An 18,553-nucleotide genomic window follows, 5' to 3' on the forward strand; every position below is an offset into this window, starting at 1 on the left:
CTCTCTCTGCCAGCTGTGTTTTAGACAATATAAAAAACAGGCAAGACTGCTGCTTGCCTGTTGAGAAATCTATTATTACTTAAGACCGTATTTTTTGTTAAAGCGATCAACACGACCATCAGCAGAAGCGAATTTTTGACGGCCAGTGTAGAATGGGTGGCATTCAGAGCAAATCTCAACGCGTACCTCTTCTTTTACTGAGCCTGTTTCAAATTCATTTCCGCAAGCGCATTTAACTGTTGCTTTTTTGAAATTAGGATGAATTCCTGCTTTCATTGTATCCATCTCCTTCCGCCCTGAATCCCGTGTGGAAACAGAGTTATTATTTCGGAGCATTGTCCGAAACGCATATGAGAAAATTATATCAGTGATTTACTTCTTTTGCAAATACAATTTACCTTCTTGCGGATGATAGATTTGCCTGTTTCCATTCTTGATTGAGAATATCGAAAAATTCCTGGTTTGTTTTGGTTTTTTTCATTTTTCTCATGAACTTTTCTGCGAAATCAGGTGAATCAGACATCGTTTTGCGGATAGACCATAAACGATCAAGATGCTCTTTAGGCACAAGCAGTTCTTCTTTGCGCGTTCCTGAACGGCGGATATCGATGGCAGGGAAGATGCGGCGCTCGGCAAGAGAGCGGTCAAGATGGAGTTCCATGTTGCCTGTTCCCTTGAATTCTTCATAAATGACATCATCCATACGTGAACCTGTATCAACCAGAGCCGTAGCAAGGATGGTTAAGCTGCCGCCCTCTTCGATATTTCTCGCAGCCCCAAAGAAGCGTTTCGGACGGTGGAACGCCGCTGGGTCAATCCCCCCGGAAAGCGTTCTTCCACTTGGCGGAATCACTAAGTTGTAGGCGCGGGCAAGCCGTGTGATGCTGTCCATCAGGATAATGACGTCTTTTTTGTGTTCCACGAGACGCATCGCACGTTCAAGCACAAGCTCGGCCACTTTGATATGGTTTTCCGGCACTTCATCAAACGTTGAGCTGACGACATCCCCAGCTACAGAGCGCTCGATATCGGTTACTTCCTCAGGTCTTTCGTCAATTAAAAGCACGATCAGCTCTGCTTCAGGCTGGTTCGCTGTAATGCTGTTGGCAATTTCCTTCAGCAGCATCGTTTTTCCGGCTTTCGGCGGCGCAACAATCAATCCGCGCTGCCCAAATCCAACCGGCGCCATCATGTCCATAATTCTTGTAGACAAGAAGTTCGGCTTTGTTTCAAGCACCATTTGACGATCCGGATAAAGTGGCGTAAGAGCCGGGAAATGCACACGCTCTTTTGCAGATTCGGGATCATCCCCATTTACTGCTTCAACGTGCAAAAGTCCATAGTAACGCTCATTTTCTTTTGGCGGGCGAACCTTGCCAGATACTTTGTCTCCGTTCCGCAAATCGAAACGGCGGATTTGTGAAGCTGAGATGTAAATGTCTTCTGAGCTTGGAGAGTAGTTAATCGGTCTCAGAAAGCCGAAACCTTCAGACTGGATGATCTCAAGAACGCCTTCCATAAACAGCAGATCTTCCTGTTCTGCATTCGCTTTCAGAATGGCGAAAATGAGTTCTTTTTTTGTCAGTTTGCTGTAATAGGAGATTTTATAATGTCTTGCAAGTTCATAAAGCTCTTTCAATTTCATATTTTCCAAAGAGGAAATAGATACGTCTTTCATAAAAACACCACGCTTTTCATAGTCAATATCTTACTCTGAACATGTCATCTGCTGCTTTTGCACAACATCCGCCAAAGCACATTCTTTTTTTAACATAAAGGAACTTCTATCGGTAACACTTCCACCCATGATCGGCGCTTTTGTTAAAAGGATTGTCTTAATGAGTTTTGAAGGAAGCGAGGACAAAAACATGAGAAGATCAATACTTATATCGTCTGTATGCGGTAGAAATTGAAACTTTCCTAGTGCTTAAAAGAAGGTATTACGCAGTAAAATTCGCAGCACTCTTTATTTTTACCTTATTTCAAAAAATTATTCAACTGAAATAAGGTTTTGACACGGAATTGATAGAGTTGACGCTTTTCTGCAAAAGTTAAAGCGGGCTCACACCCGCTTTTTCTGTTTGTTATGGACGGATTACAAGATTTGGTTTCTTTTTCAAGCTGTGTCTGCCGTCAACGAAACGAACAGTGCCCGATTTTGCACGGATAACTAAGCTTTCAGTTGTACCGACAGAGCCTTTGAATTGAACTCCTTTTAACAGCTCGCCGTCAGTAACCCCTGTAGCTGCAAAAATCGCGTCATCACCCTTCACAAGGTCTTCCATGCGAAGGACTTTGCTTAAATCAAGGCCCATTTTGTGACAGCGAGTGATTTCTTCTTCGCTTTGCGGAAGAAGTTTACCAATGATTTCTCCGCCGAGTGCTTTTAGCGCAACAGCGGAAAGAACACCCTCAGGAGCGCCGCCTGATCCGAACAGGATATCAACGCCCGTGTGGTCGAAAGCCGTGTTGATGGCGCCTGCGACATCGCCGTCATTGATCAATTTGATTCTGGCGCCGGCCTCACGAAGCTCGGAAATGATTTTTGCGTGTCTTTCACGGTTTAAAATTGTGGCAACGACGTCCTCAACGTCCTTGTTTTTCGCTTTTGCCACCGCTTTAAGGTTGTCAATGACAGGTGCTTCGATGTCAATGCAGCCCACCGCTTCCGGACCGACTGCGATTTTTTGCATATACATGTCAGGAGCATTCAGAAGCGTGCCATGGTCTGCGACCGCGATAACCGTCAGCGCGTTCCAGCCGCCGCTTGCTAAGATGTTTGTGCCTTCAAGAGGGTCAACTGCGACATCAACGCGAGGTCCGTACCCGTTTCCGAGTTTTTCCCCGATATACAGCATTGGCGCTTCGTCCATTTCCCCTTCACCGATTACAACGGTCCCTTTCATCGGCACTGTATCAAAAACGTCTCTCATTGCACTTGTTGCCGCTTCATCAGCCTCATCTTTTTTTCCCCGGCCCATCCATCTTGCTGATGCCAATGCCGCAGCTTCGGTCACACGTACCAATTCCATTGATAAACTTCTTTCCATTTCAACACGATCTCCTCTCACAAGAAACCATTATGAATTTTGAAGCTGTTCTATTTCTTCGTCAGTCATTCTTTCACGCCAAATTGTCGCTCCAAGCCCTTCAAGCTTCTTCTCAAGGCTGCTGTATCCGCGGTCAATATGCTCCAGTCCCGTAATTTCCGTGACGCCATCAGCCATCAGTCCGGCTACCACCAAGCAGGCTCCGGCACGCAGATCACTCGCCTTCACTTTTGCGCCTTGAAGCTCGACAGGACCTGTGATGATGGCAGATCTGCCTTCTACTTTCATATTGGCACCCATTCGTCTCAGCTCATCAATGTGCTTGAATCTTGCCGAGTAGATGGTGTCTGTGACGACACTCGTCCCTTTCGCCCTTGTCAGTAGCGCCGTCATCGGCTGCTGTAAATCAGTCGGAAACCCCGGGTATACGAGGGTTTTAACGTCAACCGGCTTTAAGTTCTTCTGCCCGCCGACAATGAGAAGCTGGTCGTCGCTTGTTTCGATATGATAGCCCATTTCTCTCAGCTTTGCCGTTAACGACTCTAGATGAGTGGGAATGACGTTATCGATAATGACTTCCTTGCCCATTGCAGCCCCTGCAATCATAAATGTCCCGGCCTCAATTCTGTCCGGAATGATCGTATGCTTGCAGCCGTGCAGTTCCTTCACGCCGTCGATTCGAATCACATTGGTGCCCGCACCTTTGATTTTGGCGCCCATGCTGGTAAGCAATGTCGCGACGTCAATGATCTCAGGCTCCTTGGCAGCGTTTTCGATGATCGTTTTCCCTTCTGCCAAAACAGCGGCGAGCATAATGTTAATCGTTGCCCCAACGCTTACGACATCTAAATAAATCCGTGCGCCTCTCAGCCTTTCAGCTCGCAAATAAATGGCGCCTTGTTCATTGGTTACTTCAGCTCCGAGTGCTTCAAAGCCTTTGATATGCTGATCAATCGGACGGGGCCCTAAGTGACAGCCGCCAGGCAATCCAATGACCGCCTGCTTGAAGCGGCCAAGCATCGCCCCCATTAAATAATATGACGCGCGAAGCTTTTTTACTTTCCCATTAGGAAGCGGCATGCTGATCATCGACGTAGGGTCAACAACCATTTCCCCATTCTCAAAATGCACGTTGCCGCCGATTTCCTTTAACAGGTCACGCAGCGTTTCAATATCTGAAATCTCTGGAAGCCCTTCAATTGTCACCTCGGAATTTGCCAAAATGGTTGCAGGTATTAACGCAACAGCGCTGTTTTTAGCGCCGCTGATATGTACTGTACCGTTTAACGAGTCACCGCCGGCAATATTCAACTTTTCCATGATAGTCTCCTTCCATAAGAAGATAGCTGCGGAGCTAAATAAAATGTCATTTTATTCTGTCTCTGCAAATAAAGCTCATGTCCAAAATCTAGCCAATTCGAAGAGAAAGAATACAACACATTGTAAAATATCAGGAAGAAAATAGCGAAGCTTTGGGGGGTACAGGTTTCAAAAGATGCACAGAGACCCGCCGGCTCGAGAGACATCGTCGTCATCCGGCAAAAGCAGTACGCATACCCTTCATTCCGATATCAGCTTCTGCAGCCCAATGATTCCTTCTCTGTAAAGCGGCGTCAGCATCTGAAGATCCGCTGTATCAGGTCGGTGAAATACAAAGGCCGCGGCAAACAGGCATAAAGCTGTTTGCCGCCCCTTTCATTATTTGTTCCAGTCTGCCAGGAATTGTTCGATTCCTTTGTCTGTTAACGGGTGTTTAGTGAGCGCATGAATGACTTTCAGCGGCATTGTGCCGATATGAGCCCCTCTAAGAGCAGCTTCTGTCACGTGTTGCGGATGGCGGATTGACGCTGCAATGATTTGCGTGTCAAGGCCGTGAATGTCAAAAATCTGTTTAACTTCTGAAATCAGGTCAAGCCCGTTGTGGCCGATGTCATCTAAACGTCCCAGGAATGGAGATACATATGTTGCCCCCGCTCTGGCAGCAAGAAGCGCCTGGTTGGCATTGAAGATCAATGTAACGTTTGTTTTGATGCCTAAGTCAGTAAGTGCTCTTACCGCTTTTAAACCGTCAGACGTCATTGGGATTTTCACCGTAATGTTCGGAGCGATCTTCGCCAGTTCTTTTCCTTCCTCGATCATTTCCTCAGCTTTCAAAGAAATAACCTCTGCGCTTACAGACCCTTTCACGACGTCTGTGATCTCGCGAAGACGGTCGTGGAATGATACGTTAGCTTCCTTTGCTACTAAACTAGGATTCGTCGTTACACCGGCGAGAATTCCTAATTCATTCGCTTCTCTAATTTCATCGATATTGGCTGTATCAACAAAGAATAACATTTTCAAAAAGCCTCCCTGATTAAGAAATTTTCTGAACTGCGAATATGATTGCGCTTTCTAAAGATAGACGGAAAACCGCCTGTCAAGCTGTCAGGCGGCTATAAAAAGTTCCAATTGAATTAAGCTTGGTTTGAAGAACCAAATTCACGCATTTTACCGATAACTGTTTCTTTGATCGCTTCACGAGCTGGTCCAAGGTATTTACGTGGATCGTACTCGTCAGGCTTAGCTGCCAATGTTTCGCGAACAGCTTTTGCAGAAGAAATTTGGTTTTCAGTATTCACGTTGATTTTAGCTGTACCAAGTGAAATTGATTTTTTGATGTCAGCAGTCGGAATTCCAGTACCGCCGTGAAGAACTAGCGGAAGACCAGTTGATTTTCCGATCTCTTCCATTTCTTTGAATCCAAGGTTTGGCTCACCTTTGTAAGGGCCGTGAACAGAACCTAATGCAGGTGCAAGGCAGTCGATGCCAGTGCGCTCAACAAGCTCTTGGCACTCTTTAGGATCAGCGTAGATTACGCCTTCAGCGATAACGTCATCTTCTTGTCCGCCTACTGTTCCAAGCTCAGCTTCTACAGATACTCCGTGGAAATGAGCAAGCTCAACAACTTTAGCAGTTGTTGCTACGTTTTCTTCAAATGGATGGTGAGAAGCGTCGATCATTACAGATGTGAAACCTGCATGAATCGCTTTCGCACAAGATTCAAAGCTTGAACCGTGGTCTAAGTGAATCGCAACAGGAACTGTCACTTTGTACTCTTCCATAAGTGCTTTTACCATAGCAACGACTGTTTTGAAGCCGCCCATGTAGCGTCCCGCACCTTCGGAAACACCAAGGATCACTGGAGATTTTTCTTCTTCAGCTGCTTGTAAAATCGCTTGAGTAAACTCAAGGTTGTTTAAGTTAAATTGTCCTACAGCGTACCCTTTTTCTTTAGCTGTATTCAACATTTCCGTCATAGAAACTAAAGGCATGTCGAATGTCCTCCTTATGTAGCCTGATTGTCTTCTAGCGAAAAAAGCTTTCCACCCTAGCATGACCCATATATTGCTGTCATATGTAAATACTCAGATCGCTTTTTCTCCATAACTAGGATACCAACTTTTCGACAAATCGGCAACATAATGACATGATTCATTTGTTTCTTCTTTTTGTCAGTTAGACTTCAGGGGCAGATATTTTTTGACGGCGTCTCTGATTTCGTCGATGTCAAACGGCTTGGCAAAGTGCGTCAGAGCGCCCAATTCCTTCGATTCCTGGATCATGTCGAGCTCTCCGTATGCCGTCATGATAATGACCCGGATGTTTTCGTCAATGACCTTCATCCGTTTTAAGATTTCGATTCCGTCCATGCCGGGAATTTTCATGTCCAAAAGCACAAGGTCGGGCCGTTCTTTTGTCACAATGTCAAGCGCCTGCAGGCCGTTCGCAGCCTGAAACGTCTGGTAGCCTTCTTTATTGAACACTTCATTTAGCAAAATACGAATGCCGTATTGATCATCAACGATTAAAATTTTTTCATTCATCATTTTACACCCCAATATTATGATTTTCGTCAAAAGTAAGCAGTATTGTATGTATTCTGTTTGATTTTCCTATTTCCTTTAATTATAATAGTCTACTTTACGACATTTTCTGAGCATTTTCTCTTTTGTTGTATACTGATATTGTACGTTATAAAGGAGGATTCACTTATGTTGAAAATATTCACGACGCAGTTAACAGGTATTTTTTCCCGCATTCAGGATAAGGAATCTGACGCGATTGAAGATGGGGCGCGGCTGCTTGCTCAAGCGGTGATCAGCGGGCATTCCATTTATTTATACGGAGCAAATGAGCTTCAGGGCGTCTTTTTTGAGGCCACCGAAAGCAAAGAACCCTTCCCATCTGTCAAAGCCTTTCCAGAAAGCGCTGAGGAAGTGACAGAAAGCGACAGGGTGCTGATGTTTTGTTCAGGGACGGGCACAGCCGAAGAACAGGCGCTCGCAAAAGAGCTTTATGAAAAAGGTGCGGGAGTCGTATGCGTATCGCCCGCAGCCAAAGACAGTGCGGGAATAGAACAGTATTGTGATGTCCATATTGATTCTAAATTAAAAATGCCGCTTGTTCCCGACGAAGACGGCACCCGTTACGGGTTTCCCTCTTTAATGACAGCACTGTATGTCTATCACGCTTTATCGTTTACACTAAAAGAAATTCTGCAAGAGTATGCATAATATCTCATTGTACATGCTGGAACTTGCCGGAAACAAATAAAAAAGACTTGCCCGCTTTTGACAAACGGCAAGTCTTTTTTATTACTTCTGATTTGCAGCTTCGACAGACGCTCCGATAAAGCCTTTGAATAGAGGCTGAGGTCTTGTCGGTCTTGACTTGAACTCTGGGTGGAACTGAGAAGCCACGAACCAAGGGTGGTCTTTCAGCTCGATGATTTCAACAAGGCGTCCATCAGGGCTTGTGCCTGAGAATACGAAGCCTTGCTCTTCCATTTGCTGTCTGAATTCATTGTTAAACTCATAGCGGTGGCGGTGGCGCTCGTACACCACTTCATCCTGATACACTTCAAAGGCTTTCGTGCCTTCTTCAAGCTTACAAGGGTAAAGGCCGAGACGAAGCGTTCCTCCGAGATCCTCAACATCCTTTTGTTCAGGAAGAAGATCAATGATCGGGTATTGAGTTGACGGATCAATTTCCGCTGAGTGGGCGCCTTTTAAGCCCAATACGTTTCGTGCGTATTCAATAGACGCCACCTGCATGCCCAAGCAAATGCCCAAGAACGGAATGTTATTTTCGCGCGCGTATTTTGTCGCGACGATTTTGCCTTCAACACCGCGGTCTCCGAATCCGCCCGGCACAATGATGCCGTCTGTTCCGCTTGTGAGTTCTGCGATATTGTTTTCTGTCACTTCTTCCGCGTTGATCCACTTCACTTTTACATCTGTGTCAAACGCATAGCCCGCATGGCGGAGAGACTCGACAACAGAAATGTATGCGTCAGGAAGCTCAACGTATTTGCCGACAAGGCCGATTGTAATCGTTTGAGACAGATTGCTGACTTTGTTAACAAGCTCTTTCCACTCGGACATTTCCGCTTCTTTGCATGCCAATTTCATGTGCTCGCAAACAAGCTTATCAAGCCCTTGTTTTTGAAGCTCCAGCGGAATGGAGTAAAGGTTGTCCGCATCTTCACATTCAATAACCGCTTTTGTATCGATGTCGCAGAATAGCGCGATTTTATCTTTCATATCTTGAGAAATCGGCATTTCTGTACGAACGACGATGATGTTTGGCTGAATGCCCAAGCTGCGCAATTCTTTTACGCTGTGCTGTGTCGGTTTTGTTTTTAATTCGCCAGCAGCTTTAATGTAAGGTACAAGCGTACAGTGGATGTACATTACGTTTTCACGGCCGATGTCGCTCTTCATTTGGCGGATCGCTTCAAGGAATGGCAGTGATTCGATATCTCCGACAGTACCGCCGATTTCTGTAATGACAACATCTGCGTTTGTCTCTTTCCCTGCGCGGTAAACACGGTCTTTCAATTCGTTTGTGATGTGCGGAATGACCTGTACGGTTCCGCCAAGGTAATCTCCGCGGCGTTCTTTTTTAAGAACTGTTGAATAGATTTTACCTGTTGTCACGTTGCTGAATTTATTCAGGTTAATGTCGATAAAACGCTCATAGTGACCAAGGTCCAAGTCTGTTTCAGCGCCGTCATCCGTTACGAATACTTCACCATGCTGGTAAGGGCTCATTGTTCCCGGGTCAACGTTGATGTATGGATCGAATTTTTGAATCGTCACGTTCAGTCCGCGGTTTTTCAGCAAACGCCCTAATGAAGCTGCTACAATACCCTTTCCAAGTGAGGATACAACTCCCCCGGTTACAAAAATATATTTCGTCATTTCGTTTGCTCCTCTCTTCGCTCTTAGCTACATTTTTAAAATGTACTATTTTATAAAAAATCATTTAGCCTTTTAAATGATTTATAAGAAAAATGAGGGGTGAAAATAAGAAAGCTCCCTTTCAATTTCTTGAAAGGGAGCATAACGTACTATGTTCTCTCTTCGTTTTTGAAGAGCCCAAAATACATACTACATAGTTCGACTATGAAAGTCAAGATCGTTTTGAAGATGAAATCTGATACTATTTAATTTCCTCTTCTTCATCATCATAGTCTTCATCATCTTCATCAATAATATCTTCTTCGATCTCAAGATCATCGTCGTCTTCATCAAGATCTTCATCGTCAAAATCGTCGGCTTCAAGATCGAGTTCTTCCTCAACTTCATCCAAATCAAGGTCGTCTTCGTCGATCTCTTCAAACTCGTCAAGATCAAGATCTTCTTCGACTGCTTTCTTCGCTTTTTTCTTTTTCGCCTTGACTGTCGGCTGAGTTTCTTCATCAAGCTGATCATACGGATACCAGCTGCGAAGCCCCCACGTCTGGTCAGAAAGCGCCAGGAAGCGGCCGTCAATGTTTAAATCTGTATAAAATTGAGCGATGCGGTCTCCAAGCTCTTCTTTTTTCACGCCGAGCAAAGATGCGATTTCATTTAAAAGCTCCTGAAAAGGAACTGGTTTTTTATGTTCTTCAAATAATTCGTGAGCGATTTCAACTAAAGCCATTTCCTTTAGCTCTTCCTGTGAATATTGTTTGATACCCAAGGTCGGACACTCCCTTTCTATTACTTATATGTATCTGTTTTATCAATAATGAAAGCGATTTTGTATCGTTCTTATACAAACCATACCTCTCATTATAAACAAAATAAAACAGAATATGCTACCCTTAACAGCGTTAATTTAAATAATTTTACAAGAGTGATCCGACTGAGAGATGTTTTCCGTTAATCCGCGAGCATTCTGGAGATGACCAGTCTTTGAATTTCTTGAGTGCCTTCATAGATTTGCGTGATTTTTGCATCACGCATATAGCGTTCTACCGGATAATCTTTTGTATAGCCGTAGCCGCCGAAAATCTGCACGGCTTCGGTCGTTACCTTCATCGCCGTATCCCCAGCCATCAGTTTGGACATGGCGGAAGCTTTTCCATATGGAAGGCCCGATGATTCTAACCACGCAGCCTGATAGGTCAATAGCCTTGAAGCTTCTATCATTGTCGCCATATCCGCGAGTTTAAAAGCGATGCCCTGCTGCTCGGCGATCGATTTTCCGAATTGCTTTCGCTCTTTTGCATATTGAAGTGCCGCATCAAGTGCTCCTTGGGCGATGCCCACGGCTTGTGCGGCTATGCCGTTTCTGCCTCCGTCAAGCGTCTTCATCGCGATTTTGAAGCCTTCTCCTTCTTCTCCGAGACGCTTTGATGCGGGCACTACACAATCTTCGAACATGATTTCCGTTGTCGGTGAAGAACGGATGCCTAACTTCTTTTCTTTCTTGCCTGTAAAAAATCCTTCAAAATCCTTTTCTACTATAAAAGCGGTAATGCCTTTTTTCTTTTTCTCGGGATCGGTGACGGCAAAAACAATGTAAATATCAGCAACGCCGCCGTTTGTGATAAACACTTTTGAACCATTCAACACATAGTCATCGCCGATTCGTTCAGCAGTTGTTTTCATGCTGCCGGCGTCAGACCCAGACCATGCTTCGGTCAAAGCGAATGCGCCGATTTTCTCTCCGAGAGCCAGCTGTGTTAAGTACTCTGTCTTCTGCTCCTCTGTTCCAAAGGCAAACAGCGGCCAGCTGCAGAGAGAGATATGGGCGGAAAGCGTCACTCCGGTGGAGGCGCACACTTTTGACAGTTCCTCCACCGCGATGACATAGGCTAAATAGTCACTTCCGATTCCGCCGTAATCTTCAGGCCACGGAATTCCCGTCAGCCCCAGATTTGCCATTTCCCGAAACAGCTCGCGATCGAAGCGTTCTTGTTCGTCCCGTTCTGCCGCTGTCGGGGCCACCTCATGCTTCGCAAAATCGCGCACCAATTTTCGTATCATCTCATGTTCTTCTGATAATGAAAAATTCATTGCTTCTCCCCCATTTTCAGATCAGCGCCTAAAACGGATTGAGCCAGAAGCTCGACGACGTCGTACGTTTTGACTTGGTCTTCGGCTTCCTTCGCCTTTGTGCCGTCCCCAAGCATTGTGAGACAGTACGGACAGCCGGAACTGATCACCGATGGGTTGACTGCGAGCGCTTGCTCTGTCCTGGCGACGTTAATCCTGTTGCCTGTTTCTTCCTCCATCCACATTAATCCCCCGCCGGCTCCGCAGCACATGCCGGTTTCCCGGTTTCTCTCCATTTCAACAAGCTGCACGCCCGGAATGGCTTTCAAAATCTCTCTCGGCGGATCATAGACTTCATTGTACCGGCCCAAATAGCACGAATCATGGAAGGTAATCGTCTCATGAAGCGGGTGCTGCGGCTTTAATTTTCCGTTTTTCACAAGCTCGGCCAGCACTTCTGTATGATGATAAACCTCGCCTTCAAATCCGAAATCCGGATATTCGTTTTTAAATAAATTGTATGCATGAGGATCGATCGTAACGATTTTTTTGACATCATTTTTTTCAAATTCAGAAATATTCTTCTCAGCCAGCTCTTGGAACAAAAATTCATTTCCGAGGCGGCGCGGCGTGTCTCCTGAATTTTTTTCTTTATTGCCGAGGATCGCGAAGGACACGCCCGCGTGATTAAGCAGCTTAGCAAAGGAAATTGCGATTTTCTGGCTTCTGTTGTCGTAAGACCCCATGGAGCCTACCCAGAAAAGGTACTCAAATTCTTTTCCTTCTTTTTTCATTTCTTTTACAGTCGGAATCTCAGCATCCGGCGCCTCGTCACGCCAATTTTCACGTTCCTTGCGGTTGAGGCCCCACGGATTCCCCTGCCGCTCAATACTAGTCATTGCGCGCTGGGCGTCACTGTCCATTTTTCCTTCTGTCAGTACGAGGTAGCGGCGGAGATCGATGATTTTATCCACGTGCTCATTCATGACCGGGCATTGATCCTCACAGTTCCGGCAAGTGGTGCATGCCCAAATTTCTTCCTCTGTGATGACGTCGCCGATCAAGCTTGGATTGTAATCAAGCGCCGCTGCGGCTTCCTGCGATCCGCTGCCCGCTGACGCCGCAGCCAGCTGATTGCCTCTCGTATGCCGAAACGCTGCTGCGGGCACCCATGGGGAGCGCGAGGTGACGGCAGCGCCTTTTTCCGTGAGATGGTCTCTGAGACGCAAAATCAAGTCCATCGGAGACAGCATTTTTCCGGTGCCTGTTGCAGGACACATATTGGTACAGCGGCCGCACTCGACACACGCGTATAGATCAAGCAGCTGAGACTGTCTGAAATCCTCAATTTTTCCCGCTCCGTAGCTTTCTTTCGTTTCGTCGGTAAAATCAATTTTTTCAAGTTTTCCGGCAGATTCCATTCGATTGAAAAAGACGTTTGCCGGGCCGGCGATTAAATGGGCATGCTTCGACTGAGGCACGTACACTAAAAAGCTAAGCAAGAACAGAAGATGGATCCACCATGCGATATAGAAAATCACCGCCGCGCCTGTTTTCCCGACACCGCTAAGCATAAACGCAATACCTGAGGCAATTGGCTCGCTCCAAGAAAGCCCATGCTCATGCCAAATCAGATTCATCCCGTTCCCAAGCAGAACGGTCAGCATTAATCCTCCGATAAAAATGAGAACGAGTCCGGCTTTGAAACCGCGTTTCAGCCTCACGAGCTTTTCGATATAACGTCTGTAGAATGCCCACCCAACAGCAATTAAAATGAGAAACGTAACAATTTCCTGAAAAAAGGTGAAGGCGGGATAGACCGGGCCAAGCGGCAGATTCCGGCCGGGAGCCAGTCCTTTGATGATAAAGTCAATTGCTCCGAACTGAACCAATATAAATCCGTAGAAAAACATGACGTGAATGATTCCGCTTTTCTTGTCCTTGAGCAGTTTTTTCTGTCCGAATACATTCACCCATATGGCGTGAAGCCTTTCCTTGAACCGTTGATCAAATTGTTCTTTCTGGCCGAGCTTGATGTAGGCCAGTCTCGTTTTGACCAAGTACACAAACAAATAGACAGCGTAAGCGGTTACAATCAGAAATAATAATGCATTTGCGATGAGAAAGCCGCTCATTCCAATTCCCCCTTTTTACTGATAAAGACCGCGATCCCCTACCCCCGAATCTGTATAAGATTATCTTTATGATAAATAATGAATGAGTGTTCAGTCAATAATTAAATTCCTGCTGTTCGGGCACACTACCTTTACTACGGAAAGGAGTGCCGGTATGAAGGTATTTATCGTGATTATGATCATTGTCGTTATTTTCTTTGCCTTGATTCTGCTTGATATCTTCATGGGCCGTGCCGGATACAGAAAAAAGGCGTACGAGCCTGTTTTTTCAAAAAAGAAGAGTGACATCGAATTGATCCACTGCGGCGCTGATCTCGTTGAGCGGATGATGAATGATATTCGCCAGGCCGCCTCTTCTGTTCACATGATGTTTTTTATTATGAAAAATGATGAGGTCAGCCACAATATGTATACCTTGCTGAAAACAAAAGCCCAAGCTGGCGTATCCGTTTATTTGCTTCTGGATTGGGCGGGCTGCCGGGCAATTAAAAAAACGGCGCTGCAGACGATGAAAAATGCCGGCGTCCATGTCCATGTGATGAATCGTCCCCGTTTTCCTTTTTTCTTTTTTCACATGCAAAAACGGAATCACCGGAAGATTACGGTGATAGACGGAAAAATCGGTTATATCGGCGGGTTTAACATCGCCGAAGAATATCTTGGAAAGAAGGCGAAGTTCGGCAATTGGGAGGATTATCATCTGCGCATGATGGGAGAAGGCGTACATGATCTTCAAACGCTTTTTGCTTCTGATCTAAAACGAAATACCGGAATCGAACTGGGTTCGGATGTTTGGCCAAAGCTTCAGCAAGGGGCTATTTCTCACAAGATATATGCGACCGACGGTTATTCCCTTGAAAACATATACTTGGCCAACATTGCACAAGCGAAGAATCGCCTTACGGTTTGCACGCCTTATTACATTCCATCAAAACCGCTTCAAGAGGCCCTTATTAATGCAAGAAAAAACGGCGTATCCGTGAGAATCATTGTACCGATGAAATCAGACCATCCGCTGGTACGAGAAGCAGCTTTTACGTATTATTCGGAGCTCTTGGATGCCGGCTGTCTTATTTATCGTTATTATCAAGGATTTTATCATGTAAAAGCCCTCATCATAGACGACCATCTCAGCATAATCGGAACAGCCAACTTCGATAAACGGAGCCTGTTTTTAAATGAAGAGGTGAATGTCGAAATTGATGACGAAGCGTTTACAAGTGAAGTCTATGCCACGATTGAGGAGGATATGAAAAAGTCGGAGCTGCTGACGATGGAGGATTTCAGCAAGCGCACATTCAGGCAGCGCCCGGCGGAATGGCTCGGCAGGGCATTATCTTATTTCTTATAAAGGAGAGTTCCTATGATTTTCAGATTCGGGTTCGTTTCAAATGCGATGAGCCTTTGGGATGCGTCTCCCGCTAAAACATTGACATTCGCGCGGTATTCAAAGCTTTCAAAGACTGAAAGAAAAGAAGCGCTTCTGACTGTGACAAAAGCCAATTTGCGCAATACGATGAGAACCCTTCACTATATCATCGGCCACGGCATTCCTTTGTACCGTTTTTCCAGTTCGATTGTGCCGCTGGCTACGCATCCCGACGTGATGTGGGATTTTGTAACACCGTTTCAAAAAGAGTTTCGGGAGATTGGAGAGCTTGTTAAAACACATCAACTGCGAACAAGCTTTCATCCAAATCAATTCACTCTGTTTACGAGCCCGAAGGAATCCGTCACAAAAAATGCGGTAACCGATATGGCGTATCACTACCGCATGCTTGAGGCCATGGGCATTGCTGATCGCTCCGTTATCAACATTCATATTGGCGGCGCTTACGGAAATAAAGACACCGCCACTGCACAATTTCATCAAAATATAAAACAGCTGCCGCAGGAGATCAAAGAGCGGATGACACTTGAAAATGATGATAAAACATATACAACAGAAGAAACGCTTCAGGTCTGTGAGCAGGAGGATGTTCCGTTTGTCTTTGACTTTCATCATTTTTACGCCAATCCAGACGATCACGCCGACCTGAATGTAGCACTGCCCCGCATGATCAAAACGTGGGAGCGGATCGGCCTTCAGCCAAAGGTTCACTTGTCTTCCCCAAAATCGGAGCAAGCGATACGCAGCCATGCCGATTATGTTGACGCCAACTTTTTGCTGCCGCTGTTGGAACGCTTTAGGCAATGGGGAACGAATATTGATTTCATGATTGAAGCAAAGCAGAAAGACAAGGCGCTTCTCCGCTTGATGGATGAATTAAGCTCCATCCGCGGTGTCAAACGCATCGGGGGCGGTGCGCTGCAATGGAAGTCATAAATGGGCAAAAATAGGTTTACGACTTGTCAGCTTTGGGAACTTAGGCTATATAAGACAACAATCGATGGAGGAGAAAGATCATGAAAAATATCAAGTCTCTGAAAGTAGCCGCACAGGCCTTTACTTTAAGAAATTTGATTCATCTTTATAAAATGTGCCATTCCGGAAGCCACGAGGTTTATATTTATTCAAAGAAAACGATGTGCAAAATCAAAAGCTTAATTGAGCTTGAAACGTTCCGCATGGCTCATAATGAAAAGGAATATCTAATCGTAGTTGAAGGAACAAAAGCATCACAGCTCATTGAAAAATTCCAAAATTTCATCGAGCCTGCTGAGAGAGAAGCGCTCTAACTTACATACAAAAAAGGATAGACATCTGTCTATCCTTTTTCTTATGCTCTTACATAATGGAGCTGAACCGCTTGTCCAAATTGTTTTGTCCCTTTTAACCGCAGTTTTGTTTCATTTGTTAGTTCGTGAAACAGCGGGATGCCGCTTCCTAATACGACGGGAATAACAGTGATGATGAATTCGTCGATGGCATCTTCTTTCATAAAGGCATTCACCAGCTCTGCCCCGCCAGCTACCCAGATGTTTGAGCCTTTTTCCTGTTTCAAACGGGCAGTGAAGGCTCTGGCTCCCTCATTGATAAACGTCACATGTTCATCTTGATAACTGTCGGGCGATCCTGTAAAAACATAGCAGGTTTTATCCTGATACGGGAAAACCGGTGTTAGCACTTTAACGTGCTCATATGTGCTCCGCCCTAAAATGACTGTATCAACAGTCTGATAAAAATCACTGTAACCGTTGTCACCCTCACCTTCAAATTCATCCAGCCAATCGATGCTTCCATCTTCTTTTGCGATCATCCCGTCCAATGAAACAGCAATGTACAGCACAGTTTTTCTTTCCATGTTCTCCTCCTATCGATGCACCATTTGCCCGAATTGCGCTTGATGCAGCCTGCTGTATAGGCCTCCGGCTTCGATCAGGTCTTGATGACGGCCTTGTTCTTCAATACCGTTGTTTGTGACGACTACAATTCTGTCCGCGTCTTTGATCGTTGCCAGCCTGTGGGCGATGACAAGCGTCGTACGCCCCTCAGACAACTCTTGAAGCGCCTTTTGGATCGCCGCTTCCGTCTCTGTATCAAGAGCTGAGGTGGCTTCGTCGAGAATCAAGATCGACGGATTTTTCAAGAACATCCTTGCAATTGACAGACGCTGTTTTTGCCCGCCGGAAAGCTTCACGCCGCGTTCGCCAATCATAGTATCCAACCCATCGGGCATGTTATGGACGAGCTCTTCCAGATGCGCCTGCTTCACAGCTTGCCAAATGTCTTCTTCTGATGCGCCTAGTCGGCCGTAGGCGATATTTTCTCTAAGCGTGCCCGAGAATAAGAAAACGTCCTGTTGCACGACGCCAATCTGCCCGCGCAACGAAGAAAGCGTCATGTCTTTTATACTGATGCCGTCAATCGTAATGTCTCCCTCCGATGCTTCATAAAAACGCGGAAGCAGACTGCAAAGCGTTGATTTCCCCGCACCAGACGGACCGACGAACGCCACCGTTTCCCCCGCTTGAATGGATAGGTTGATGTCATTGAGGACATTGTGATGGCCATCATAGCCAAACGAAACATGTTTATAGTGGATATTGCCCTTCAGGCCGGAAACATCTTTCGCATCAGGCGAGTCCTGAATATCCGGCTCTGTCTCCATGAGCTCCATATAGCTTTTGAAACCCGCGATCCCCCTCGGATACATTTCGATAATGGCATTAATTTTGTCAATAGGCCTGAACAGCACATTCGTCAGGAGCACAAACGCCACAAATTCCCCGTACGATAAGGAGCCGCGAATGACAAACCACGTCCCGCACAAAAGGACAAACAGCGTGACAAACCGGGTCAGCATATAGCTGATTGAACCGTTTTTTGCCATGATTTTGTAGGAAGAAAGCTTTGTGACACGAAAACGCTGGTTGTTGACGGCGAAGCGTTCTTTTTCAAATGCTTCATTTCCGAACGCCTGCACAAGCCGGATGCCGCCGATGTTATTTTCTACACGCGCGCTGAAGTCTCCGATATCCTTGTTCAGCGTGGTAAATGCTTTGGTCATTTTTTTGTTGAAATAAAGCGCTAGCCAAATGACGATCGGCATAATGATAAACGTTAATAAAGCAAGCTGCCAGTTAATAAACAGCATCACTCCGAACGCCCCGAGAATGGTCATGACCGCAATGAATAAGTCTTCCGGACCGTGATGGGCGACTTCACCGATATACATTAAATCGTTCGTGAGCTTCGACATCAGCGTTCCCGTCTTGTTGTTGTCGTAAAATTTGAACGAGAGCTTTTGCAAATGGTCAAAAAGCGACTTTCTCATATCAGTCTCAATATTGATACCAAGCATGTGTCCCCAGTAGGTCACGATATACTGAAGAGCCGAGCTGAGCGCGTACACCGCAAATAACCCGATTGAGGTCGCGATGATCAGCCCCCAGTCCCTGCCCGGCAGCAAGGTATCAATAAAATAATTGACGATCAAAGGAAAACTCAGCTCCATTAAACCTCCCGCGATCGCTGAGAAAAAGTCGAGAAAGAACAACGTTTTATATGGTTTATAATATGAAAAAAATTGCCGCAGCACCCTATCTTCCCCCAATGTATAAATAACTGATAATATTTCTCAATTATACTATACACGGGCTGTTTTGAAAGATCAGA

General features: G+C 45.6%; 18 protein-coding genes. 4 read left to right on the top strand and 14 right to left on the bottom strand.

Annotated features, from left to right (window positions below; all coding sequences use genetic code 11):
• Positions 1-75: 75 nt before the first annotated feature.
• From rpmE to spo0F, 8 genes are all read right to left on the bottom strand, one after another.
• Positions 76-276 (bottom strand): 50S ribosomal protein L31, encoded by a 201-nt coding sequence (gene rpmE, locus NSQ12_RS19635; protein ID WP_003151132.1) that lies wholly within the window; start codon positions 274-276, stop codon positions 76-78.
• 118 nt (positions 277-394) lie between these two features.
• Positions 395-1,678 (bottom strand): transcription termination factor Rho, encoded by a 1,284-nt coding sequence (gene rho, locus NSQ12_RS19640; RefSeq protein ID WP_003221939.1) that lies wholly within the window; start codon positions 1,676-1,678, stop codon positions 395-397.
• 30 nt (positions 1,679-1,708) lie between these two features.
• Entirely contained in the window at positions 1,709-1,870 is a 162-nt protein-coding gene (locus NSQ12_RS19645; RefSeq protein ID WP_003227632.1) for a hypothetical protein, read from the bottom strand.
• Positions 1,871-2,084: 214 nt separating this feature from the next.
• Positions 2,085-3,050, bottom strand: coding sequence for a class II fructose-bisphosphatase (gene glpX, locus NSQ12_RS19650; protein ID WP_003242962.1), 966 nt, complete (start codon positions 3,048-3,050; stop codon positions 2,085-2,087).
• A 30-nt stretch (positions 3,051-3,080) separates the two neighbouring features.
• A complete protein-coding gene (locus NSQ12_RS19655) occupies positions 3,081-4,370 on the bottom strand; it encodes a UDP-N-acetylglucosamine 1-carboxyvinyltransferase (RefSeq protein WP_003227628.1) in 1,290 nt (429 codons plus the stop codon).
• 378 nt (positions 4,371-4,748) lie between these two features.
• Positions 4,749-5,387 carry a fructose-6-phosphate aldolase gene (fsa, locus tag NSQ12_RS19660; RefSeq protein ID WP_003227626.1) on the bottom strand — a complete coding sequence of 213 codons (639 nt, stop codon included), beginning with the start codon at positions 5,385-5,387 and terminating at the stop codon, positions 4,749-4,751.
• A 119-nt stretch (positions 5,388-5,506) separates the two neighbouring features.
• Entirely contained in the window at positions 5,507-6,364 is an 858-nt protein-coding gene (locus NSQ12_RS19665) for a class II fructose-bisphosphate aldolase (protein ID WP_003243339.1), read from the bottom strand.
• Between the two features lie 180 nt (positions 6,365-6,544).
• A complete protein-coding gene (gene spo0F, locus NSQ12_RS19670) occupies positions 6,545-6,919 on the bottom strand; it encodes a sporulation initiation phosphotransferase Spo0F (protein WP_003227621.1) in 375 nt (124 codons plus the stop codon).
• Between the two features lie 165 nt (positions 6,920-7,084).
• Between spo0F and NSQ12_RS19675 the strand changes: the two genes are divergently transcribed.
• Positions 7,085-7,606, top strand: coding sequence for a DUF2529 domain-containing protein (locus tag NSQ12_RS19675; protein WP_014481199.1), 522 nt, complete (start codon positions 7,085-7,087; stop codon positions 7,604-7,606).
• 81 nt (positions 7,607-7,687) lie between these two features.
• Here the strand turns inward: NSQ12_RS19675 and pyrG are convergent, their stop codons facing one another.
• The 4 genes from pyrG to NSQ12_RS19695 form a co-directional block, all read right to left on the bottom strand.
• Entirely contained in the window at positions 7,688-9,295 is a 1,608-nt protein-coding gene (pyrG, locus tag NSQ12_RS19680; RefSeq protein ID WP_003227612.1) for a CTP synthase (glutamine hydrolyzing), read from the bottom strand.
• Positions 9,296-9,536: 241 nt separating this feature from the next.
• Entirely contained in the window at positions 9,537-10,058 is a 522-nt protein-coding gene (rpoE, locus tag NSQ12_RS19685) for a DNA-directed RNA polymerase subunit delta (RefSeq protein ID WP_003227609.1), read from the bottom strand.
• Positions 10,059-10,240: 182 nt separating this feature from the next.
• Positions 10,241-11,380 (bottom strand): acyl-CoA dehydrogenase AcdA, encoded by a 1,140-nt coding sequence (gene acdA, locus NSQ12_RS19690; protein WP_032722686.1) that lies wholly within the window; start codon positions 11,378-11,380, stop codon positions 10,241-10,243.
• A complete protein-coding gene (locus NSQ12_RS19695; RefSeq protein ID WP_029318706.1) occupies positions 11,377-13,494 on the bottom strand; it encodes a heterodisulfide reductase-related iron-sulfur binding cluster in 2,118 nt (705 codons plus the stop codon). The genes acdA and NSQ12_RS19695 overlap by 4 nt, the downstream gene beginning before the upstream one ends.
• 154 nt (positions 13,495-13,648) lie before the next feature.
• On the opposite strand from NSQ12_RS19695, the gene cls reads away from it, so the two are divergent.
• The 3 genes from cls (at position 13,649) to NSQ12_RS19710 (ending at position 16,173) form a co-directional block, all read left to right on the top strand.
• Positions 13,649-14,845: a cardiolipin synthase gene (cls, locus tag NSQ12_RS19700; RefSeq protein WP_339175423.1), complete on the top strand. Its 1,197-nt coding sequence runs from the start codon at positions 13,649-13,651 to the stop codon at positions 14,843-14,845.
• 12 nt (positions 14,846-14,857) lie between these two features.
• Positions 14,858-15,820 carry a UV DNA damage repair endonuclease UvsE gene (gene uvsE, locus NSQ12_RS19705; protein ID WP_003227599.1) on the top strand — a complete coding sequence of 321 codons (963 nt, stop codon included), beginning with the start codon at positions 14,858-14,860 and terminating at the stop codon, positions 15,818-15,820.
• Positions 15,821-15,900: 80 nt separating this feature from the next.
• A complete protein-coding gene (locus NSQ12_RS19710) occupies positions 15,901-16,173 on the top strand; it encodes a hypothetical protein (RefSeq protein ID WP_086344433.1) in 273 nt (90 codons plus the stop codon).
• A gap of 41 nt (positions 16,174-16,214) precedes the next feature.
• On the opposite strand, the gene NSQ12_RS19715 is transcribed toward NSQ12_RS19710, so the two are convergent.
• Both NSQ12_RS19715 and NSQ12_RS19720 read right to left on the bottom strand, forming a co-directional pair.
• Positions 16,215-16,739, bottom strand: a complete 525-nt coding sequence (locus tag NSQ12_RS19715; RefSeq protein WP_339175425.1) for a dihydrofolate reductase family protein — start codon at positions 16,737-16,739, stop codon at positions 16,215-16,217.
• Positions 16,740-16,748: 9 nt separating this feature from the next.
• Entirely contained in the window at positions 16,749-18,476 is a 1,728-nt protein-coding gene (locus NSQ12_RS19720) for an ABC transporter ATP-binding protein (RefSeq protein ID WP_339175427.1), read from the bottom strand.
• Between the last annotated feature and the right edge of the window lie 77 nt (positions 18,477-18,553).

This window comes from Bacillus sp. PS95 (genome assembly GCF_037963565.1).
Taxonomy (GTDB): domain Bacteria; phylum Bacillota; class Bacilli; order Bacillales; family Bacillaceae; genus Bacillus; species Bacillus subtilis.